The following is a 20,214-nucleotide window of genomic DNA, read 5'->3' on the forward strand; positions in this document are numbered from 1 at the left end:
TGTGGTGATTACAATTATATCTCTCTGAGGTGTTTTTTCATACTTTTAAGTGGCTAACTTCATTTTAGAACTTTTAGTTATAAAAGGCGTTGACAACTTTTTTGTCAATTTTATCCTTGATAACCTCTAGTACTTGATGAAAGGTCATGCGTGGCGTCACATCAACAAACTCTTGGTCAGCGACCAACAGTGCACAGTGCTCAGCTAACTTCCTCGCCTTAAATAGCGTCGTCTCATAGTCCTTATCGGCATAGCTTTTTTCAGCTGTATTTGCTGTCTGGAAAGCTCGGCTGTCAAGTCATCTACTTTTAAAAATTCAAAATTAGTTATCATTTTCATCTCTCCTATCCTAATTGATATACTTTTTTTGATGTCGATACTCTCTGGCTCATCTAGCGGTTCATCCTCAAAAAAATCGGCAAACAAGTCTAGCTGCCCTTCAACAACACCTGCTTCTGTCACTGATTCGCCAAACAGCTCCGCAAAAGCAAAAGGCTTTTTCATAACATGACTAGGCATATTGGGTACAGACTGCCATTCATTAAACATAATGAGCTCATCTGTGTCAGGATGGCGCTTAGTCAGGGTGTTGCCTCGGATGATATTTTTATGGATGAGGTAGTGAGCAGAATTGTAGATGTCAGACCTGCTGGTCAAGTACTCTGAGAAAGCCTCCTCATACCAGTCCAGATAGTAGAGAAAGAGTCTAGAGCGTGCCACTTCTAGATTATCGGCTAAATACTCGATACCATAGCATAGAAGACAATGCCCAAAGGGACTTGGTTTTCCAGTTTTTCTTATCGTAGTTAGCCTTAACAGCTTGTAATTTTCGCTCTAAAATCGCCTGCTGATGGCTCTAAAAATGTTGTATAGATATCCTGACAAGCTTCCTTGACACCAGGTGTGTCTAGCATCTTGTCCACCATCCAAGCTGGTGTAAAGACCTCGCCATGCTTTTGCACACGATGTTTTGATTTTATCAGTTCTTCCACTCATCTCTCCTCGTAAACACTTTGATAGTACTTTCATTATACCAAACTTAGCTTTGAATACACAAAAAATAAGGGCAAGCCAAGGCTTGTCCTTACTTAGGAGATTTTATGAAAAAGTTTTAGGATGAATACAGTGTAGCTTGACAGGCTTAAAAAAATCTAAAAATACAGATTTTAGACAAATAGCAAAAAAAACACTCGACAGTATCGAGCGTTTGTAGGAGTTTATGAAAAAGAAAGTTTATTTAAGATTAACTATAGTATAGAGCGGCTAACTTAATCAAACCTGAAAAATTTCTTTAATAAAACTTAAAATCATTTTAATGTCTGAAATGTCTCACGCCAGTGAAAATCATGGTTAAACCATGCTTATCAGCTGCGTCAATAGATTCTTGGTCACGCACAGACCCACCCGGCTGGATAATAGTCTTGATACCGCTCGCTGCGATTTCTTCGATATTGTCCGCAAACGGGAAGAAAGCGTCAGAAGCTAGCGCTGCACCTTCTAAGCGATCCTTGGCTTGGTCGATGGCAATCTTGACAGACGCCACACGGTTGGTCTGACCAGGACCGACACCTAGCACCATACGGTCGTTGGTGATGATGATACCGTTTGACTTGACGTACTTGATAGACTTCCAAGCAAACTCAAGAGCTGTGCGCTCTTGCTCTGTTGGCTGGCGCTTGGTCACGACTTGCCAGTCGGCTGGATTTTCAGCGATGACGTCTTGGTTTTGCACCAAAAGCCCGCCCACGACACCAGTGTATTCTGGCTCGATTTCGCTTTCAGCCTGCTTGTCAAATGGCAACTGCAAGATACGCAAGTTTTTCTTTTTATTGGTCAAAATAGCTAGCGCTTCGTCTGTGTAGCTTGGTGCGATGATGATTTCAAGGAAAATGCCGTGCATCTTCTCCGCTGTCGCTGCGTCCACCTCACGGTTGAGCACGACAATCCCACCAAAGATAGAAACTGGGTCTGACTCATAGGCGTAGTCCCAAGCCGTCTCAATATCATCTGCCTGACCGATACCACATGGGTTCATGTGCTTGAGCGCTACAACCGTTGGCTTGTCCTTGAAGTCACGGATAATACGAATGGCTGCGTCAGCGTCACGAATGTTGTTGAAGGACAACTCTTTTCCGTTCAACTGCTTAGCAGATGAGATGGCATAATCTGTTGGCAATGCGGACTGGTAAAAGTCAGCGTCCTGCTGAGGATTTTCCCCGTAGCGCATAGGCTGTTTGAGGTCGTAGGTGATGGTCAGCTTCTCAGGCTTTTCTTCGCCCACTTGCTTGGTGAAGTAGTCCGCAATGAGAGCGTCATAAGCTGCTGTGTGGCGGAAGACTTTGGCTGCCAAGCGTTTACGAGTGTCAAGCGTGGTTTCTCCTGCATTTTTCAACTCGTCTAAAACCACAGCGTAGTCTGCTGGGTCAACGACCACAGTCACGCTGGCATGGTTTTTAGCCGCTGAACGAAGCATTGAAGGACCGCCGATGTCGATATTTTCCACAGCGTCTGCATAGGTCACATCTGGCTTGAGAATGGTTTCCTTAAACGGATAGAGGTTAACCACCACAAGGTCAATGAGGTCAATCTCGTGGCTTTTTGCAGCGTCCAAGTGGCTGTCAAGGTCACGACGTGCCAAAAGTCCACCGTGAATCTTTGGATGAAGGGTCTTGACACGACCGTCCATCATCTCTGGAAAGCCTGTCACATCGTCAATAGCAATGGTCTCAACCCCTGCATTGTCAAGGGCAGTCTTAGTCCCACCAGTTGAGATAATCTCCCAACCCAGTTCACGCAATTCCTGCGCAAATGCGATAATGCCAGCTTTATCTGATACACTAATCAGTGCTTTTTTTGTCATGATGTCTCCTGTATGTAATCTAATAATCTGTCTATAAGCGAGCTTTACTTAGTCTCTTCTCTTTTGTCCAGCCATTTGTCCATAGGGTAGGCAATAGCTGAGCCCAAAACACCAACCAAACAGCCAACCCAGATACTAGAAAGCTGTGGAAAGAGAGCTGTCACAAGAAAAGCCACCAAGCCAAAACTCAGCATATAGACTAAAAGGTGTGAACTTTTCATCATTTTCTCCTATTTTAGTTAACGAGGGAGAGCTCCTTGTAGATACGTTTTATCTGTAAAATAAACTTATCCGAATCTCTGCCTTGTGCTTGAATGTCTTTATGTGTTGCAGTTGACCATAGATAGATTTGCTCGATACTACCATAGGTTCTTTTGAACAATCTTGCGTACTTGATACAGTTAGCCTTTGTCGCTGAATCAGACAAAATAATCTTCAATTCTTCGTCTGACCAAGGTTGTCGCAAATGGCTAGTATCAAAGTCTTCTGAGTGCTCTTTTTGGTATTGGATAAAACTATTTTCTATAAAATCTATTTTTTCGCTAATGATAATCCTTCAGCATCTAAATCATAAAGCTCAAACAATTGCTTTTTAAAAGCTGACTTCTTCATTCTTGATGTCTCTCCACACCCAAACTCTCCAAAACCTCTGGGTAAAGGCTGTATTCCATAGCATGGATACGCTCTTCAAAGCTGTCGATAGTGTCACTCTCTAAGCGTGGCACACGCTCTTGGCGAATGATTTGCCCGCTGTCAACACCTGAGTTCACCCAGTGAACGGTTACGCCACTTTCTGCCACACCAGCTGCCCAAGCGTCCTCAATGCCGTGCGCACCGGGAAATTCTGGCAAGTAAGCTGGGTGGATGTTAATCATGCGCCCCTCGTATTTAGCAAGGAGGGTGCTGGCTACGATTTTCATGTAGCCAGCCAATACCACAAGGTCAATCTCGTACTCTTCCAGCAAGTCCACGATAGCCGCTTCATAAGCGGCTTTATTGTCAAACTCTTTGAGCTCAAAAGCGTAGCTAGGCACACCCAGCTTTTTGGCACGCTCAAGCACATAGGCGTCACGGTGGTCTGAAAAGACAAAGGCAACTGGAAACTGCTCAGCGATGACTTGGAAATTAGAGCCATTACCCGAGGCAAATACTGCTATTTTCATATTCGATACAAAGGGACGCTTCGGCTTGCCGAACATTTTTGTAGAAAAATAGGAAATTCTCGAAGTATGCTTGCATACAAGAGAATTTATCTTTTTTCCTAGAAAATGAGTCCCGTGTTCAGTTCGACTTGCAAACTGAACTTCCTTTCTTCATTTTTTTAACAATAGATGCTGAGAAAAGTATTTATTTAATCACTACACTAGTGTTAACTTTTTCCACGATACGTCCGACTTGGTAGACTTCTTCGTCCAGCAGGCTCTTGACCTTGTCGACATTTTCAGGAGAAACCGCTAGAATCATACCCAAACCCATGTTGAAGATTTCAAACATTTCCTCGTGCTTAATCTCACCGTATTTTTCCAAGACTTTGAAAATCGGAAGGACTGGGATCTTGTCCTCTTCAATCTCAGCAGCCAAGTTGTCAGCAAACATACGAGGGACATTCTCCACGAAACCACCACCTGTGATGTGGGCGATACCGTTGACCAGATTTTCCTTAATCAGTGGCAAAAGCGCCTTGACGTAGATACGGGTCGGCTCAAGCAAGACATCCTTGAGCGATCTTCCTTCAAGCTCAGGAAGAACAGCGTCACCGTCAAAGTCTGCAAAGACACGACGAACGAGTGAGTAGCCGTTGGAGTGGATACCGCTTGAAGCAAGTCCCAAGAGAACATCGCCAGTTTTGACCTTGCTGCCGTCGATAATCTGGGATTTCTCCGCCACACCGACCGCAAAACCAGCCAAGTCGTAGTCGTCCTCGCCGTACATACCAGGCATTTCAGCGGTCTCACCGCCGATAAGACCAGCACCAGCCTCTACACAGCCGTCCGCAACGCCCTTGACCACTTGCTCCAGCTTAGCTGGTTCGTTCTTACCCGTTGCGATGTAGTCGAGGAAGTAAAGCGGCTCTGCACCTGCTGCGACGATGTCATTGACACACATAGCCACGCAGTCCTGACCAATAGTATCGTGCTTGTCGTACTGAATAGCCAGCATAAGCTTAGTGCCGACACCGTCTGTCCCAGAGATGAGCACAGGCTCCTTGACATCAAGCGCTGTCAAGTCAAACATCCCACCAAAGCCACCGAGTGCCCCCATGACACCCAGACGCTCGGTTTTTGCCACGTGCTTTTTGATACGCTCAACGACCTCATAGCCCGCTTCCACGTCAACGCCTGACTGGGCGTAAGCATTTTTAGACATAGTTTGTCTCCTTGTTTTTTTGTTTTTGGAAAATAGCAGAGCAGACCGTTCTGCTATTTCAGTAAAGTGCGTTTACAGATGTTTTTAGAGTTGTCACAGCTTGTCAAGCTAGCGACTCTAATAAAAACTCGTTTTTTCCTCTAAACTTTGCAGATAGCGCTCCTCGTAGTCATAGAGTGGCGTTGGGTAGTTGCCGTCAAAGTAAGCCACGCAAAGCCCACCATTTGGCGCATCTGTCTCTAAACCAACCGACTCAATCAAACCATCAAGCGAGAGGTAAGTCAGACTATCCGCTCCGATAATCTCGCAAATCTCATCCACACTGTGGTTTGCCGCAATCAACTCACGACGTGTCTGAATGTCAATGCCGTAGAAACATGGGTACTTGAGAGGCGGACTAGCAATTGCCACATGCACCTCAGACGCACCTGCTTCTCGCAAGAGCTGAACGATACGGCGGCTGGTTGTGCCTCGAACGATAGAGTCATCCACCATGACTACACGTTTACCCTTGACGATACTTGACACGGCTGACAACTTCATGCGCACACCCTGCTCACGCAATTCTTGCGTTGGCTGGATAAAGGTACGCTGGGTGTATTGGTTTTTAATCAAGCCCATCTCATTTGGCAGTCCTGACTCTTCTGAGAAGCCAGAAGCTGCTGATAGAGAGGAGTTTGGCACACCAACGACGATATCCGCTTCGTGTTTAAATTCTTGAGCCAAACGGCGCCCTGTATTTTTACGAGCCGTATGGACATTGACACCGCTGATAACAGAGTCAGGACGTGCAAAGTAGATGTACTCCATGGAGCAGATGGCAAGCTGGGTGTCTGTCGTGTAGCTGTCGTAGTGGATACCATTGTTATCGATGACAACAATCTCACCAGGCTTGACATCACGCACCCACTCAGCACCAATCACCTCAAAAGCGCAGGTTTCACTTGAGATGACCCAAGCGCCATTTTTCATCTTACCAACAGAGAGGGGTCTAAAGCCATTTGGGTCAAGCGCTGCGATAATCTTGTCCTCTAACATCAAGAGGTAGGCAAAGCCGCCCTTGACAGTGTTTAACGCTTCCTTGACACGTCCCATAAACTCTGGATGATGGCTACGGCGAATCAAATGCGCCAAAATCTCAGTATCTGATGAGCTTGAGAAAATCGCCCCTTGGCTCTCTAGCGCTTTCTTGAGACTTTCTGTATTAGTCAGATTGCCATTGTGCGCTAAGCCAAACTGGGTATCTGAAAACTTGAAGTGAAAAGGTTGGATATTGTCAATAGAAGCCTCACCTGCTGTGGCATAACGCACATGCCCAATAGCGGCTTGTCCTGTTAACTTTTCCAAGTCGCTTGGATTGTGAAAGACCTCTGACACAAGCCCCGTATCACGGTGACGTAGTAGTTTACCGTTGTCATTGGAGAGGATACCTGCCCCCTCCTGACCTCGGTGCTGAAGACTGTGGAGACCAAAGTAAGTCACTTGGGCAGCTTGAGGGTGCCCCCAAATGCCAAAGATACCACATTCTTCATTTAAAGATTTTACTTCGTATGTCATATTTTAGGTTACCTTTATGAGATAGCAAGACCTCAGTCTTACTGATTGTAAATGATGGTCGATAGACTTATTTGCCAGTGAAATACTTGACCGCACTTTCAAAGAGGTGTTGGTCTTTGTTGCCTGGGATATTTTGGAAGAGCCCTTCCTCAAAGCGCTCAGAGTGTCCCATCTTACCGATGATTTGTCCGTTTCTGCTGGTGATACCTTCGATAGCGTGGTAAGAACCGTTTGGATTGTAGCGGCTGTCCATGCTTGGTTTACCGTCAAAGTCCACGTATTGGCTCCAGATTTGACCATTGTCACGCAGCTCAGCAAACTCCTCATCTGTCACGACAAATTTTCCTTCGCCGTGTGAGACTGGAATGGCATGCACGTCCCCTACAGAGACACCAGCAAGCCAAGGAGAGTTGGTATTTGCGATACGAGTTTCCACCATCTTAGCCACGTGCTGGTTAGCATCGTTGTAGAAAAGGGTTGGGCTCGTTTCACTTGAGCTCTCAAAGTTTCCGTATGGCAAGAGACCAGACTTAACAAGCGCTTGGAAACCATTACAGATACCGATAATCAAGCCACCTCGTGCGATAAAGGCGTCAATAGCTGTACGCACTTGCGCATTCTTGAGGATATTGACGATGAATTTGGCAGAGCCATCTGGCTCATCCGCTGCTGAGAAACCACCGGCAAAGAAGAGGATGTTAGCTTCTTCGATATTTGCCACCATGTCAGCGATAGATTTTTCAATATCCAGTGTCGCAAATGGTACAATCTTGGTTCTAGCACCCGCTGCTTCAAAGGCTTTGGCTGAGTCGTACTCTGAATTTGTTCCAGGGAAGGCTGGCAAGTAAACGAGTGGCTTTTCAACGCTGGCTTGTGCTGCTTTGACAAAGTCTGTCTCAAGCGCTGGCACATCAGCTAGCTTGTCAGATTGAGCAAAGGTCGTTGGGTAGACTTCCTCCAGTGTACCTTCAAAGGCTGAAAGAAGCTCGTCTCCAGAGATTGCCACACCGTTGACTTCTAGGCTAAAGTCCGCTGTCGTTGTTCCAATCTTCTCAACGCCTGCGATTTCTTCTGGTGAGGTAAAGACAAAACCACCAAGCTGCGCTCTTAAGCTACTAGCAAGGTCAGAGAGTGTCACTTGAGCACCGATACGGTTACCAAAGCTCATGAGAGCTAGGCTTTCAGCCACACCGCCGTATTTGACCGCTGACGCTGCTGTAATCTTGTGCTGTGCTTGAAGAGCAGAGAAGAACTCAAAGTTTTTCTTAATCGTTGCAAAGTCGATGTCCTCAGACAAGTGACTTCCTGCGATATAGTAGATGTTCTCACCAGCATTTTTGAACTCTGGTGAGAGGATACGGCTAGCTGTGGATGTTGTCACACCAAAAGCGACCAAGGTTGGTGGTACGGTTAATTCCTCAAAAGTACCACTCATAGAGTCCTTACCGCCGATAGAAGGCAATCCAAGCTGAATTTGGGCTTCGATAGAGCCTAGAAGGGCTGATACAGGCTGACCAAAGCGCTCTGCCTGCTTGTCCATACGCTCAAAGTATTCTTGATAAGAGAAGCGTGCCTTGTCCCAGTCACTGCCTGTTGCCACCAAGCGTGCGGTTGCTTCAATCACCGCATAGGCAGCACCGTGATAAGGTGACCAAGCTGCCACATAAGGCTGGTAACCCTGCGCCATGACAGAAACCGTCTCTGTCACACCGTGCTCTACTGGCAATTTCTGAACAGAGCTTTCTGTTGGTGTGATTTGGTAGCGTCCTCCAATAGGATGGTTGACCGTTGAGCGACCAACAGACGAGTCAAAGATAGTCTGTAAACCTTTTTGACTAGCGTGGTTGAGGTCAGAAAGTACTGCTTTAAGATCCTTCTCAAGGTGCGCTTCATCCGTCGTTACCTGACCTGGAAGCTCATCTGTGCTGTCTACGACCTTAGCGTCCACCTCAACACGCACACCGTTTGTATCAAGGAAGCTGCGCTCGATGTCCACAATGGTCTGCCCGTTCCAAGTCATGACCAGATTAGCTTTTTCAGTCACGACTGCAACGGCGACCGCTTCGATATTTTCCTCAGCTGCAAGAGCGATAAAGCTGTCCACGTCCTCTTTACGCACGACAACAGACATACGCTCTTGACTTTCAGAGATGGCGATTTCAGTACCGTTGAGTCCTGCATACTTGAGTGGGACCTTGTTGAGGTCAATCTCAAGACCGTCTGCCAACTCACCAATCGCCACACAGACACCACCTGCACCAAAGTCGTTGGACTTCTTGATGAGGGTTGTCACTTCTGGTTTACGGAAAAGGCGTTGAATCTTACGCTCTTCGATGGCATTTCCTTTTTGCACTTCAGCGCCAGCTGTCTCAACAGACTTGACGGTCTGCACTTTAGACGAGCCTGTAGCACCACCGATACCGTCACGTCCAGTCTTTCCACCAAGGAGGATAATGACATCGCCTGCTTCTGGCTTTTCACGTTTGACATTTGATTTTGGTGCAGCACCGACAACAGCACCTAGCTCCATGCGCTTCGCTACAAAGCCTGGGTGGAAATACTCACGCACATAAGTCGTCGCAAGACCGATTTGATTGCCGTAAGAAGAGTAGCCGTGCGCAGCTGTTTTTGAGATAGTCTGCTGTGGCAATTTACCTGCACGAGTGGCTGAGAGCGGCTGGGTAATATCGCCCGCACCAGAGATACGCATGGCTTGGTAAACATAGGAACGTCCTGACAATGGGTCACGAATAGCACCACCGATACAGGTCGCAGCTCCACCAAAAGGCTCGATTTCTGTTGGGTGGTTGTGGGTTTCGTTCTTAAACATAAGAAGCCAAGGCTCTTTGACACCGTCAACATCCACTTCGATTTCAACCGAGCAAGCGTTAATCTCATCAGACACTTCCATGTCATCAAGACGTCCATTGGCACGCTCATAGCGTCCAAAGATCGTCGCCATATCCATAAGCGTTTGTGGCTTTTCAGTGCGCCCTAGCTCATCACGCATAGCGATATACTTGTCATAAGTCGCCTGCAATTGCTTTTCAAACTTAGACGCTGAAAAATCAATAGTTTCCAGAGCTGTCTCAAAGGTCGTGTGACGGCAGTGGTCACTCCAGTAAGTGTCCAGCACGCGCAACTCAGTCTCTGTAGGCACACGCCCGATAGACTTGAAATAGTCTTGGATGTAGAGCAAATCCGCCACTTCCATAGCGAGGTTTTTCTCTGCTTTGTAGGCAACAAAGTCTGCTTCTGTGTAAGTCTCAAAGACATCAAGACTTGGAATTTCTGTTTGAGACACTGAAAATTCCTCAAAAGCAAGTGGCAAGGTCATATCCTTGAAACGAGAGTCTACAGGGTTAAGCAGATATTTTTTAATCGCTTCAAGCTCCTCCTGTGGCAGGTCTTTATTGACCAGATAGAGGCGGCTAGCACGCACAGTGACACCGTCTTTTGCACCAAGCAGATAAAGCGCTTCTGTCGCTGACGCTGCACGTTGGTCAAATTGACCAGGCAAAGCCTCGATAGCAAAGAAAGCATAGCTAGAGAGTGTTTCGTCAACCTCTGCTTTTGACAAGAGCCTGTCTGTCACCGTCTCAGAAAAGATATGCGCTTCTGCCTTTTCAAGCAGCGCTTCCTCTAAACCAAAGACCTCATACACTTCCACCAAGCGCACATCGCTCAAGCCTTTTAGCTGCAAATTGTGCGTCAATTCTTTTTTGAGCGCCTCAGCCTTAATCCCAAAGTCCGCTTTTTTCTCAACAAAAATACGTTTATCCATTTTATTTACCTACTGTACTCTGCAATTTTTCAAGAACTACTTCATAAACAGAAGTCAACTCACCAAGGTCACGACGAAAGACATCCTTGTCCATGTGATTGCCATCCTTGTCCCAAAGACGGCAGTTGTCTGGTGAAAACTCATCTGCTAGGATAATCTTGCCATCCTTATCCTTTCCAAACTCTAGCTTGTAGTCGATAAGCGTTAGGTCAATGTCAGCAAAAATCGCCTGCAAGAGCGCATTGATACGACGGCACTCCGCCTTGAGGTAAGCAATCTCCTCGTCTGTTGCAATTTTTAGGAACTTAACATGCTCATCATTGATGAAAGGATCATCAAGGTCATCGTTTTTATAGTAGAACTCAACGATAGGTTCTTCAAGCTTAATCCCTTCTTCCACGCCAAAACGCTTCGAAAAAGACCCAGCCGTGTAATTACGCAAAACCACCTCAAGCGGAATAATCTCTACTTTTTTATTGAGCTGCTCCGTGTCTGAGAGCTTTTTGATGAAGTGTGTCGCCACACCCTCTTTATTTAAACGCTCAAAAATAAGCGATGAAATCTGATTGTTGAGGCGTCCCTTACCCGCTACAGTTTCTTTTCTAGCCCCATTTAGCATGGTTGCTTGATCCTTGTAAACTGAAACAATCTCATTTGCATCACTTGTTGCGTAGATGTCCTTTGCTTTACCGGTATAAATCAAATCCGTCTTCATAATATTATTCGCCTTTCGCTCTTTTCTAAAGATAATTTTACCACAAAGAAAAACAGAACTCAACATTTTACGGATTTTTAAAGATAATATAAAGTTAACGTTCGGATTTTACCTTGTAAAAGCTTACTTTTGACTGGAAAGTAAGGTATGATAGAAGTACAAGTCACAAGGAGAACCACCATGCACCACTTACGTTTTTCAAAGTACGATATTAAGTACAGAAACGAACTCGGACACTACCTCAGAGACGACTGGACATCTTTTTGGGATATTGGCAAGATTTGTGAGGGTAGGCTGCTCACAATAGAAGAGTATGAAAGAGTGGAGAAAAACTACTTGGATGCTCTTCGGGATATTATACAAACTATTGGTATTTCTCATATCACGATAGCCCATATCGACTGGCATGAGTTCACACAAGACGATTTTGCTTTCACCATAAAAGAAGGAGGCTCCGTCAGTATCGACCAAGCTCTCTATCTTGCCAAACTAACGCTACGCAATCAATTTTGGATAAGTCTTGAAAGCTCAGAGTTAAAGATTAACTTTAGCTCAGAAATGTATGCCTACGTTGAATTCACGATTGAGCCCGATATTATCAAAAATATCATTTCAAAACACCATCTCTTTTGGGAAAGTAGAGAATTTTGGTATTTCGACGACTAAAAACCACAAAAAACTAAGCATCTACGATGCTTAGTTTTCATTTTTATGTAGTCGTGTATCAAGATAATCGAGCATTTCACCCATAGAGGTCATATCATCCACGTCCTCATCTGGGATGTCGAGCTGAAACTCATCTTCTAGATTGATGATAAACTCCATGAGAGCAATGGAGTCTACACCAAGTTCATCCTGCAGGTGTGTCTCCTCAGTCACTTCAAGGTCCGTCACATGCATCTGCTCTTTTATCATAGCGACGATTCTCCCAAAAATCTCATCTCTTGTCATCTCATAACTCCTTTAATCCTCTTTTTCCACCTTGGTAAAGGCAGCTACGGACTGGTCGACAACCTTTGTCTCAAGCATAGTGCGCACTTGCTTGATAGTGCTGTAAACAGCAGTCGCATCACTAGAGCCGTGGCATTTGACAACAGGCGCCTTGAGTCCAAAGAGAACCGCCCCACCTGCGTCTGAGTAATCCATGATACCCTTGAGATTGTAAAGCGTTGGTTTGAGAAGCAGTGCTCCCATCTTAGCTCTAGCGCCGCCTGATTGGATACTTGATTTCAATGCAGAGAGAATGCTAAGCCCTGTCCCTTCCATGGTTTTCAAAACCGCATTTCCCGTGAAGCCATCGGTCACAACAACATCTGCGACACCTTCCATCAAATCACGCGCTTCGACATTTCCAATAAAGTTCAGGCTAGTATCAGCAGCAAGCAACTCATAGGCTTCCTTGTGAACAGGATCACCCTTGGTCGCTTCTGTTCCGTTGTTTAAAAGCCCGACACGGGGATTGTTAATCTTGCGGACATTTTGAGCGTAAAAGGACCCTAAAATGGCAAATTGGTGCAAGTGGTGGGCTGAATTTTCCGCATTGGCACCAAGGTCCAGCATATCATAGCCCTTACCATCTAGCGTTGGCATGGTAGACAGCAGACCAGGACGGTCCACTCCCTTGATACGCCCAACGACAAATAGCCCAGCTGCAAGCAGCGCTCCTGTATTTCCAGCAGAAATCACTGCGTCCGCCTTTTTCTCTCTAACAGCCTGCGCCCCAAGTACCATTGACGCTTTTTTCTTGCGACGAACCGCTTTTGCTGGCTCATCATCCGAGTTGATTTTCTCATCCGTGTGGATAATCATCACCCGCTCAGTCGCTGTCAAATAGGACTTGATTTTCGCCTCATCACCATACAATTGGATGGCAATATCTGAAAAATCTGCTAAAGCTTGATTCACCCCTTCTACTATGGCTTTAGGAGCGTTGTCGCCTCCCATAGCATCCACAGCAATTGTTTTCATGATTAGTCACCTCAAGTTTAAAATAGAATAGTACCATTATATCACGATTTCACGCTTTTTGATAGATGTTACAAAGTTAACAGTAAGATTATGATAATTTTTAATCTTATAAAAATAATGGAAACTCAAGAAAGATTAGGATAGCCTAATCTTTTTCAGATTTCATGATGTCTCCCCAGGACGCTAGGCTATCAATGAATTTCTTACTCTTTAAGTGAATACCGACGTAGTCCTCGTAGAGACTGTCTAAAAATTGCCTGATTTTCGCTTTCATCTCAGGCTTTAGCGAGATGGTCTTGAGATCATCAATCGCCACCTGCTGAAAACGATCAAGCAGATAAAGCACATTGGGGTCGACATGACTGCGATAGTCATCTTTGTCATAGTGCTCTGGGCAAAGAACACCTGAAAAGCGGTGCGAAAAGTCAAAGGGCAAGCCCGTCCTGTGACAGAAACAGCAGTTATGAAAATTCAGCGACACCCCAAAGCGCTCTAAAATCTGAACCTCAAAGATATTGGTCAAAATCTCATAATCCAGCCCTTCCTCCATGAGGTCAAGCACTTTCTTTAAAAAAGCAAACAGATTAGCATCCGCCACATTATCCTCAATAGCAGCATCCGCAAGTGCCAGGATATAGCTGGCATAAGACAGCCTAAACAAATCCGCTGTTATCTTATCATAGCGCCGCACCTTTTTATAGTCAATGATATAAGAGAGCCCATTATCATTGATACGCAGGATAAAGTCCGCCATCATCAGCGGTTGAATGACAGGCTGAAGAGGAGACTTACTGACATGTTTCACGAAAAACATTCGCTTGCCACTGGTCTCTGTGAAGATTTTCACCAGCTTATCATCCTCACGATAATCACGGTTAAAGAGAATCAGTCCTTTTGTTTCTCTAACGTCCATAAGTTGCTAGAAATTGCTCCAAGCGCTCCATAGCAGCGCTAATCGTCTCCATATTCGCTGCATAGGACAGACGCACATAGCCCTCACCGTATTTACCAAAGGCAATCCCTGGAATGATAGCCACCGCTTGTTGCCTTGCAAAATCTTGACAAAAACGGAAGGAATCCTGATTATAGCCCTCTGGGATTTTGGCAAAGATATAAAAGGCACCTGTCGGCTTGATAATCTCAAAACCAAGCGCTGTCATCTTGTCAATGATATAATCACGACGTTTGATGTATTCCACGCACATCGGTAGGGCATCGTCTTTCCCTTCTGTCAAGGCTTCCACCGCTGCAAATTGCGAGATTGTGCTGGCAGCCGTCACTAGATACTGGTGACTCTTGATAAGCTCGGCACACAAAGCCGCTTTGGCAAAGATAAAGCCAAGGCGCCAGCCGGTCATAGCGTGTGATTTGGACAAGCCGTTGATGAGGATGGTCTGCTCTGGCAGATACTCTGCGATAGAAACGTGTCCTTCCTCGGTGTAGCTCAACTCAGAGTAAACCTCATCACTCACGACAAAGACAGGGTATTTCTTCAAAACATCCGCAAACGCCTTGATTTGCTCTCTGCTGTAGGTCACACCTGTTGGATTGGTTGGGTAATTGAGTAAAACTGCCTTGAGCTTATCGCCTTGCGCCAAGATTGCTTCCTCCAGCATCTCTGGTATCAATACAAAGTTATTTGCTCGTGTGTCAATCTCGACAATTTCTGCCCCAACGAGATTGGCAATAGGCTCATAACCAGGATAAGCTGGCGCTGGCAAGAGCACTGTATCCCCTGGCTCTAAAATAGCTGTTAGTGTCGCTGACAAGGCTTCTGTCGCACCGATAGTCACCAAGATTTCATTGTCAGGATGATAATCTAAATTGTACTTTTCTTTGACAAAGTGACTAGCCGCTTGGCGCAACTCCAAAAGCCCACTCATACCTGTATAGTGCGATTGATTGGCATCAATTGCTGCCTTGGCAGCCTCCTTGATGTGTTCTGGCGTTGTAAAATCAGGCTCTCCCAAAGTCAATTTCAAAATCCCAGGCACATCCGAGATAGACTGGTCAAACTGACGAATCAAAGACACTTCAATCTTCTCTAAATTCTTATTAAAACGATGTAAAAGCTCCATAATCACCCTCCTAGACTTTTTTCCTATTATACTAGAATTTTGCACAGATTGCACCCTAAAATGACTTATCCACATGTGGATAAGAAAAAAGACTGGGTTTCCCCAGCCTTCAGCTATTAACAAATACGTTGTGACATCTCAAAGAGAGGTGACAAAGGACGTTTTTCGTGAATGCGAATAATCGCCTCACCAATCAATTCTGCAATTGAAATTTGCTCAATCTTGTCAATCAAGCGCTCCTCTGGAAGAAAAATGGTATCTAGAACAACCAATTTCTCAATCGCTGATTTTTCAATATTGTCAAGTGCTGGTCCTGACAGAACAGGGTGGGTACATGAAGCATAAACAGCCGTTGCTCCAGCCTCTGCCAAAGCATCTGCCGCATGGCAAATAGTCCCCGCTGTGTCAATCATATCATCAATCAAGATACATTTCTTACCCTTAACATTACCGATGATATGCATAACCTCACTGGTATTCATCTTAGTCACACTACGACGCTTATCAATGATAGCAATCGGTGTTTTGAGATATTGTGCCAATTTACGAGCACGTGTCACACCACCATGGTCAGGACTAACCACCACGACATCATCACCAACCAAGCCATTGCGATCAAAATACTCAGCAATAAGAGGTGCCCCCATCAAATGATCGACAGGAATATCGAAAAATCCTTGGATTTGTGCTGCGTGGAGATCAACCGTCAACAAACGATCAACGCCTGCAACCTCCAGCATATTGGCTACAAGTTTAGATGTGATAGGCTCACGTGAGCGTGCTTTACGGTCTTGACGAGCATAGCCGTAATATGGCATTACTACACTGACAGTCTCTGCGCTAGCTCGTTTCAAAGCGTCCACCATAATCAAGATTTCCATCAAATTGTCATTAACAGGCGAGCTTGTTGACTGCAGGATAAAGACATGATGCCCACGGATAGATTCCTCAATGTTTACCTGAATCTCACCATCAGAAAATTGACGCACACTTGACTTCCCTAAAGGAATGCCAATGATATCCGCAACCTTTTGTGCCAACTCCTGATTGGACGAGAGCGCAAACAACTTCAAATTAGAATAAGACATGATTTCCTCCAAAGATTTTCTCCTATATCATTGTAACGTTTTTTGGGTAAATTTTCAATCTTATTGGAAAAGAGCTCGAAGAAATCTTCGAACTCTCATTTATCTATCTTATTGGTAGATGTAGTAAACCGCACTTCCGCTCCAAGTGTTAGTTGGATCAAATGTTCCACGGTAGTTACCGATACTCATGTTACCATTGTAGTTTGATTCCATAACTTGGATAGATGTAGCACTGTTAACAGCAGTTACGTATGCAACGTGACCGTAACCACCACCATCGCTAGGCCATACAGCAACCGCACCAACTGCTGGAGTAGTTCCTACAGAGTGACCTGCTGCTTGCGCACTGGCAATCCAATCACGGGCGTTACCCCAGTTGTTACCAACCCATGATGCCATTGATTTAACACCCCAAGTACATTGACCAACTGGGTAAGTGTTAGCTGATGAAGTGCTTGTTGATACTGTGCTTACTGTAGCTGTTTCAGATTGAACTGTTGCTACTGATTGGCTTTGAACTTCAGATGTAGCTACTGTTGATTGTACTGGAGCTGTAGACTCGCTGACAACTTCACTTGTAGCCACTTCAGTACTTGCAGCTTCAGATGTTGCAACGGACTCAGAAGTAGCTGCTGTAGCAGATTGTTGTGCAGCAATTTCTTCTTGAGCTTGAGATTGAGCATTAGCCTCAGCCTCTGCTTGCGCTTTAGCTTCTGCTTCAGCTTGAGCCTTAGCAGCAGCTTCTGCTTCTGCAGCTTGACGTGCAGCTTCTTCAGCAGCAGCTTTTTGTGTTTGAAGTTCAGCTTTTTCGTTTTGAGCAGTTGTCAATTGAGCTGACAATTCAAGCTGCGCTACTTCAAGTTGTGCTTGTTGTGTTGCTAAGCTATTTTTATTTTCTTCAATAGCTGCTTTGTTAGCTGTTACTGTGTTGATTGCTTCTTGGTTTTCAGCTTGTTTAGACTCAAGAGCAGCTTTATCATTTTCTTGTTGTTCCAAAAGTTTTTCATTAGCAGAAACCACTTTGTTGATAGCAACAAGACGTGTGATGGCTTCAGAAACAGATTTAGAGTTCAAGATAGAACCAAGATAGCTTGAAACACCGCTTTGTTTTTGAGCATTACGAGCTTGCTTTTTAATCGCTTCGCTACGTGCAACAATCTTTGTCGATAGCTCTTGAATTTCACCGCTCAACTGTTGTGAAACAGCTTCTAAACGAGTGTTTTCATTTTCAAGTTCTGTTTGTTGCGCTTGCAAAGTACTTACTTGACTTTGAATAGCAGAAACTTTACTTTGAGCAGCTGCTTGCTCACTTGTTAGGTTGTTAATAACTGCATCTTTAGCAGCAATTTGCGAATCGTAATCATCCGCATTAGCATTTACAGTAGCAGTACCGAGTGTCACACCACTTACAAGTACTGCGGATAGAATTCTTTTTTTCATGTTAATACAATAACTCCTTTTTCGATAAGACATATTTATTTTACCAAAAAAACACCTGTTATATGTTACGTCTTAATTACAATTTCATTTTATTTAGAGAAAAGCAAGCTTTTGCTATCTATCAGCCCAAGACATGCTCGCTAAATTCTTGAAAATTAACTTGCAACTCTTTGATAAATTTTGCCTTTCCGCTAAAACATTGACCTGCAATCACTTTTGACAACTTATCTTTACCGTCTTGCGATAAACTCTTTTCCACTCTTTCTAAAAGCTCTTTATAAGCTACATAATCATCCAAACCTAGCCCTCTATCCTTGATAGAATGACCAAATTCACTCACCTCTTCATAAGGCATCTTGTCAAAACGACGTTTTTGACTTTCCTGTTTTCGTATAACATCCTTTAAGTGACTCGAAAATTTTGTTTTAAAATAACGATAAAACGTCAACTGATCATCTACTAAATCAGGATTGTCCTGCAATAAACGATATAAAATCACTCTTCTTTCTTGCAACCAGTCATCCCTATCCCATAATTTAATATAGTAAGTCCGTTGCAACTTAAAAACAATAGGTTTCACTGAAATAAATAAACTCTCAAAATGTACTGAATTTTCCATAAGATATTCTCCTTTAGCAATGTTGTTATTATTATAATAAAGGAGATAAAAAAACAACATGACAAAAATGTCATGTTCAAAAAGCAAAAAAAAGTGATTCAAAACTTTTTTATTCTGATTCTAGCTGTTACATCTTACTCATCACAAAAAAGAAGAGCAACGCTCTTCTTCATTCCATTATTATTGCACAGACGACGGAGAATGGGGGATTCGAACCCCCGCGCCAGTTACCCGACCTAACGATTTAGCAAACCGTCCTCTTCAGCCTCTTGAGTAATTCTCCAATGGGCACAAGTGGACTCGAACCACCGACCTCACGCTTATCAGGCGTGCGCTCTAACCAGCTGAGCTATGCGCCCAGATTATAGAAATCTGGAATTCTATAAAGCGGGTGACGAGAATCGAACTCGCGACAACAGCTTGGAAGGCTGTAGTTTTACCACTAAACTACACCCGCAGAAAATAAATGGCGCGAGACGGAATCGAACCGCCGACACATGGAGCTTCAATCCATTGCTCTACCAACTGAGCTACCGAGCCAACTTTATTGCGGGAGCAGGATTTGAACCTACGACCTTCGGGTTATGAGCCCGACGAGCTACCTAGCTGCTCCATCCCGCGATAATCTTAAGGAGGATGTGGGATTCGAACCCACGCACGCTTTTACACGCCTGACGGTTTTCAAGACCGTTCCCTTCAGCCAGACTTGGGTAATCCTCCAAGAAAAACATGGACCTTGTAGGACTCGAACCTACGACCGCTCGGTTATGAGCCGAGTGCTCTAACCAGTTGAGCTAAAGGTCCAAAGTCATCCAAAATAACAATAGCGGCGAAGGGGATCGAACCCCCGACCTCCCGGGTATGAACCGGACGCTCTAGCCAGCTGAGCTACACCGCCATCTAAATCGGGAAGACAGGATTCGAACCTGCGACACCTTGGTCCCAAACCAAGTACTCTACCAAGCTGAGCTACTTCCCGTATTCACATTTTCTATGCACCCTAGAGGATTCGAACCTCTAACCGCCTGATTCGTAGTCAGGTACTCTATCCAGTTGAGCCAAGGGTGCTCATTAGTATATGCCGAGGACCGGAATCGAACCGGTACGATGTTAACCATCGCAGGATTTTAAGTCCTGTGCGTCTGCCAGTTCCGCCACCCCGGCCTCTTAAGCTAAAGCGAACGACGGGGTTCGAACCCGCGACCCCCACCTTGGCAAGGTGATGTTCTACCACTGAACTACGTTCGCAAATGCCGGCTACATGACTTGAACACGCGACCCTCTGATTACAAATCAGATGCTCTACCAACTGAGCTAAGCCGGCTACTCTTTCTAATGCGGGTGAAGGGACTTGAACCCCCACGCCGTTAAGCGCCAGATCCTAAATCTGGTGCGTCTGCCAATTCCGCCACACCCGCATATCATGACCCGTACTGGGCTCGAACCAGTGACCCTCTGATTAAAAGTCAGATGCTCTACCAACTGAGCTAACGAGTCTTTTCTCTACGGTCCCGACGGGAATCGAACCCGCGATCTTCGCCGTGACAGGGCGACGTGATAACCGCTACACCACGGGACCTACTTATGGGAGTTAACGGGATCGAACCGCTGACCCTCTGCTTGTAAGGCAGATGCTCTCCCAGCTGAGCTAAACTCCCTATAGCCAAGCGACTACCCTATCTAACAGGGGGCAACCCCCAACTACATCAGGCGTTCTAGGGCTTAACTACTGTGTTCG

At 45.1% G+C, this 20,214-nt stretch carries 16 protein-coding genes, 17 tRNA genes and 1 pseudogene; 1 reads left to right on the forward strand and 33 read right to left on the reverse strand.

Annotation, left to right across the window (positions count from 1 at the left end):
* Positions 1-351: 351 nt before the first annotated feature.
* From AALA56_RS07775 to purC, 9 genes and pseudogenes are all read right to left on the reverse strand, one after another.
* Positions 352-992, reverse strand: a pseudogene (locus AALA56_RS07775) (methylase); the annotation flags it as partial.
* Between the two features lie 320 nt (positions 993-1,312).
* Positions 1,313-2,860 (reverse strand): bifunctional phosphoribosylaminoimidazolecarboxamide formyltransferase/IMP cyclohydrolase, encoded by a 1,548-nt coding sequence (purH, locus tag AALA56_RS07780; protein WP_369909499.1) that lies wholly within the window; start codon positions 2,858-2,860, stop codon positions 1,313-1,315.
* Between the two features lie 44 nt (positions 2,861-2,904).
* Positions 2,905-3,084: a hypothetical protein gene (locus AALA56_RS07785; protein ID WP_369909500.1), complete on the reverse strand. Its 180-nt coding sequence runs from the start codon at positions 3,082-3,084 to the stop codon at positions 2,905-2,907.
* Between the two features lie 11 nt (positions 3,085-3,095).
* Positions 3,096-3,326 (reverse strand): hypothetical protein, encoded by a 231-nt coding sequence (locus AALA56_RS07790; RefSeq protein WP_369909501.1) that lies wholly within the window; start codon positions 3,324-3,326, stop codon positions 3,096-3,098.
* A gap of 142 nt (positions 3,327-3,468) precedes the next feature.
* Positions 3,469-4,023: a phosphoribosylglycinamide formyltransferase gene (gene purN / locus AALA56_RS07795; protein ID WP_369909502.1), complete on the reverse strand. Its 555-nt coding sequence runs from the start codon at positions 4,021-4,023 to the stop codon at positions 3,469-3,471.
* A 184-nt stretch (positions 4,024-4,207) separates the two neighbouring features.
* Positions 4,208-5,227 carry a phosphoribosylformylglycinamidine cyclo-ligase gene (purM, locus tag AALA56_RS07800; protein WP_369909503.1) on the reverse strand — a complete coding sequence of 340 codons (1,020 nt, stop codon included), beginning with the start codon at positions 5,225-5,227 and terminating at the stop codon, positions 4,208-4,210.
* A 117-nt stretch (positions 5,228-5,344) separates the two neighbouring features.
* Positions 5,345-6,784 (reverse strand): amidophosphoribosyltransferase, encoded by a 1,440-nt coding sequence (gene purF, locus AALA56_RS07805; protein WP_369909504.1) that lies wholly within the window; start codon positions 6,782-6,784, stop codon positions 5,345-5,347.
* 67 nt (positions 6,785-6,851) lie between these two features.
* A complete protein-coding gene (locus tag AALA56_RS07810) occupies positions 6,852-10,568 on the reverse strand; it encodes a phosphoribosylformylglycinamidine synthase (protein WP_369909505.1) in 3,717 nt (1,238 codons plus the stop codon).
* A 1-nt stretch (position 10,569) separates the two neighbouring features.
* Complete coding sequence (gene purC, locus AALA56_RS07815; RefSeq protein WP_115268008.1) at positions 10,570-11,283, reverse strand: phosphoribosylaminoimidazolesuccinocarboxamide synthase; 714 nt, start codon at positions 11,281-11,283, stop codon at positions 10,570-10,572.
* Positions 11,284-11,463: 180 nt separating this feature from the next.
* Here purC and AALA56_RS07820 point away from each other — a divergent pair, with 180 nt between their 5' ends.
* The gene (locus AALA56_RS07820; RefSeq protein ID WP_369909506.1) at positions 11,464-11,949 is read left to right on the forward strand and encodes a hypothetical protein; all 486 of its coding nucleotides are present in this window, start codon (positions 11,464-11,466) and stop codon (positions 11,947-11,949) included.
* 30 nt (positions 11,950-11,979) lie between these two features.
* On the opposite strand, the gene AALA56_RS07825 is transcribed toward AALA56_RS07820, so the two are convergent.
* The 24 genes from AALA56_RS07825 to AALA56_RS07940 all read right to left on the reverse strand — a co-directional run bounded on the left by AALA56_RS07825 (position 11,980) and on the right by AALA56_RS07940 (position 20,134).
* Positions 11,980-12,234, reverse strand: a complete 255-nt coding sequence (locus AALA56_RS07825; protein ID WP_369909507.1) for a phosphopantetheine-binding protein — start codon at positions 12,232-12,234, stop codon at positions 11,980-11,982.
* A gap of 12 nt (positions 12,235-12,246) precedes the next feature.
* On the reverse strand, positions 12,247-13,251 hold the full coding sequence (gene plsX / locus AALA56_RS07830; protein WP_369909508.1) for a phosphate acyltransferase PlsX: 1,005 nt from the start codon (positions 13,249-13,251) through the stop codon (positions 12,247-12,249).
* Between the two features lie 145 nt (positions 13,252-13,396).
* Positions 13,397-14,164 (reverse strand): DNA repair protein RecO, encoded by a 768-nt coding sequence (gene recO / locus AALA56_RS07835; protein WP_369909509.1) that lies wholly within the window; start codon positions 14,162-14,164, stop codon positions 13,397-13,399.
* A complete protein-coding gene (locus tag AALA56_RS07840) occupies positions 14,154-15,329 on the reverse strand; it encodes a pyridoxal phosphate-dependent aminotransferase (protein WP_369909510.1) in 1,176 nt (391 codons plus the stop codon). The genes recO and AALA56_RS07840 overlap by 11 nt, the downstream gene beginning before the upstream one ends.
* Before the next feature lie 116 nt (positions 15,330-15,445).
* Positions 15,446-16,417 carry a ribose-phosphate diphosphokinase gene (locus AALA56_RS07845; RefSeq protein ID WP_115271569.1) on the reverse strand — a complete coding sequence of 324 codons (972 nt, stop codon included), beginning with the start codon at positions 16,415-16,417 and terminating at the stop codon, positions 15,446-15,448.
* Positions 16,418-16,525: 108 nt separating this feature from the next.
* The gene (locus AALA56_RS07850; RefSeq protein WP_369909511.1) at positions 16,526-17,857 is read right to left on the reverse strand and encodes a PcsB-like coiled-coil domain-containing protein; all 1,332 of its coding nucleotides are present in this window, start codon (positions 17,855-17,857) and stop codon (positions 16,526-16,528) included.
* Between the two features lie 121 nt (positions 17,858-17,978).
* Positions 17,979-18,476 (reverse strand): sigma-70 family RNA polymerase sigma factor, encoded by a 498-nt coding sequence (locus AALA56_RS07855; protein ID WP_369909512.1) that lies wholly within the window; start codon positions 18,474-18,476, stop codon positions 17,979-17,981.
* A 195-nt stretch (positions 18,477-18,671) separates the two neighbouring features.
* A tRNA-Ser gene (locus AALA56_RS07860) sits at positions 18,672-18,759 on the reverse strand.
* A gap of 2 nt (positions 18,760-18,761) precedes the next feature.
* Positions 18,762-18,835 (reverse strand) — tRNA-Ile (locus AALA56_RS07865).
* Positions 18,836-18,862: 27 nt separating this feature from the next.
* Positions 18,863-18,933: transfer RNA gene (locus AALA56_RS07870), tRNA-Gly, on the reverse strand.
* 10 nt (positions 18,934-18,943) lie between these two features.
* A tRNA-Phe gene (locus tag AALA56_RS07875) sits at positions 18,944-19,016 on the reverse strand.
* A 7-nt stretch (positions 19,017-19,023) separates the two neighbouring features.
* Positions 19,024-19,097, reverse strand: a tRNA-Met gene (locus AALA56_RS07880).
* A 9-nt stretch (positions 19,098-19,106) separates the two neighbouring features.
* Positions 19,107-19,196: transfer RNA gene (locus tag AALA56_RS07885), tRNA-Ser, on the reverse strand.
* Positions 19,197-19,206: 10 nt separating this feature from the next.
* Positions 19,207-19,280 (reverse strand) — tRNA-Ile (locus tag AALA56_RS07890).
* A 20-nt stretch (positions 19,281-19,300) separates the two neighbouring features.
* A tRNA-Met gene (locus tag AALA56_RS07895) sits at positions 19,301-19,374 on the reverse strand.
* A gap of 7 nt (positions 19,375-19,381) precedes the next feature.
* Positions 19,382-19,455, reverse strand: a tRNA-Pro gene (locus AALA56_RS07900).
* Between the two features lie 15 nt (positions 19,456-19,470).
* A tRNA-Arg gene (locus AALA56_RS07905) sits at positions 19,471-19,544 on the reverse strand.
* Positions 19,545-19,555: 11 nt separating this feature from the next.
* Positions 19,556-19,640 (reverse strand) — tRNA-Leu (locus AALA56_RS07910).
* Positions 19,641-19,652: 12 nt separating this feature from the next.
* Positions 19,653-19,724: transfer RNA gene (locus tag AALA56_RS07915), tRNA-Gly, on the reverse strand.
* A gap of 3 nt (positions 19,725-19,727) precedes the next feature.
* Positions 19,728-19,800 (reverse strand) — tRNA-Thr (locus tag AALA56_RS07920).
* A gap of 12 nt (positions 19,801-19,812) precedes the next feature.
* A tRNA-Leu gene (locus AALA56_RS07925) sits at positions 19,813-19,894 on the reverse strand.
* Positions 19,895-19,900: 6 nt separating this feature from the next.
* Positions 19,901-19,973 (reverse strand) — tRNA-Lys (locus tag AALA56_RS07930).
* Between the two features lie 9 nt (positions 19,974-19,982).
* A tRNA-Asp gene (locus AALA56_RS07935) sits at positions 19,983-20,055 on the reverse strand.
* Positions 20,056-20,061: 6 nt separating this feature from the next.
* Positions 20,062-20,134, reverse strand: a tRNA-Val gene (locus tag AALA56_RS07940).
* Positions 20,135-20,214: the final 80 nt, after the last annotated feature.

It is taken from the genome of Streptococcus hyointestinalis (assembly GCF_041225505.1).
Taxonomy (GTDB): Bacteria; Bacillota; Bacilli; order Lactobacillales; family Streptococcaceae; genus Streptococcus; species Streptococcus hyointestinalis_B.

Excerpts from the sequence above, each read along its gene's own strand:
- purN (WP_369909502.1), bottom strand. The coding sequence starts at position 4,023 with ATGAAAATAGCAGTATTTGCCTCGGGTAATGGCTCTAATTTCCAAGTC.
- purH (WP_369909499.1), bottom strand. The coding sequence starts at position 2,860 with ATGACAAAAAAAGCACTGATTAGTGTATCAGATAAAGCTGGCATTATC.
- purC (WP_115268008.1), bottom strand. The coding sequence starts at position 11,283 with ATGAAGACGGATTTGATTTATACCGGTAAAGCAAAGGACATCTACGCA.
- AALA56_RS07855 (WP_369909512.1), bottom strand. The coding sequence starts at position 18,476 with ATGGAAAATTCAGTACATTTTGAGAGTTTATTTATTTCAGTGAAACCT.
- AALA56_RS07850 (WP_369909511.1), bottom strand. The coding sequence starts at position 17,857 with ATGAAAAAAAGAATTCTATCCGCAGTACTTGTAAGTGGTGTGACACTC.
- AALA56_RS07845 (WP_115271569.1), bottom strand. The coding sequence starts at position 16,417 with ATGTCTTATTCTAATTTGAAGTTGTTTGCGCTCTCGTCCAATCAGGAG.
- purF (WP_369909504.1), bottom strand. The coding sequence starts at position 6,784 with ATGACATACGAAGTAAAATCTTTAAATGAAGAATGTGGTATCTTTGGC.
- AALA56_RS07825 (WP_369909507.1), bottom strand. The coding sequence starts at position 12,234 with ATGACAAGAGATGAGATTTTTGGGAGAATCGTCGCTATGATAAAAGAG.
- purM (WP_369909503.1), bottom strand. The coding sequence starts at position 5,227 with ATGTCTAAAAATGCTTACGCCCAGTCAGGCGTTGACGTGGAAGCGGGC.
- plsX (WP_369909508.1), bottom strand. The coding sequence starts at position 13,251 with ATGAAAACAATTGCTGTGGATGCTATGGGAGGCGACAACGCTCCTAAA.
- AALA56_RS07785 (WP_369909500.1), bottom strand. The coding sequence starts at position 3,084 with ATGATGAAAAGTTCACACCTTTTAGTCTATATGCTGAGTTTTGGCTTG.
- AALA56_RS07840 (WP_369909510.1), bottom strand. The coding sequence starts at position 15,329 with ATGGAGCTTTTACATCGTTTTAATAAGAATTTAGAGAAGATTGAAGTG.
- recO (WP_369909509.1), bottom strand. The coding sequence starts at position 14,164 with ATGGACGTTAGAGAAACAAAAGGACTGATTCTCTTTAACCGTGATTAT.
- AALA56_RS07820 (WP_369909506.1), top strand. The coding sequence starts at position 11,464 with ATGCACCACTTACGTTTTTCAAAGTACGATATTAAGTACAGAAACGAA.
- AALA56_RS07810 (WP_369909505.1), bottom strand. The coding sequence starts at position 10,568 with ATGGATAAACGTATTTTTGTTGAGAAAAAAGCGGACTTTGGGATTAAG.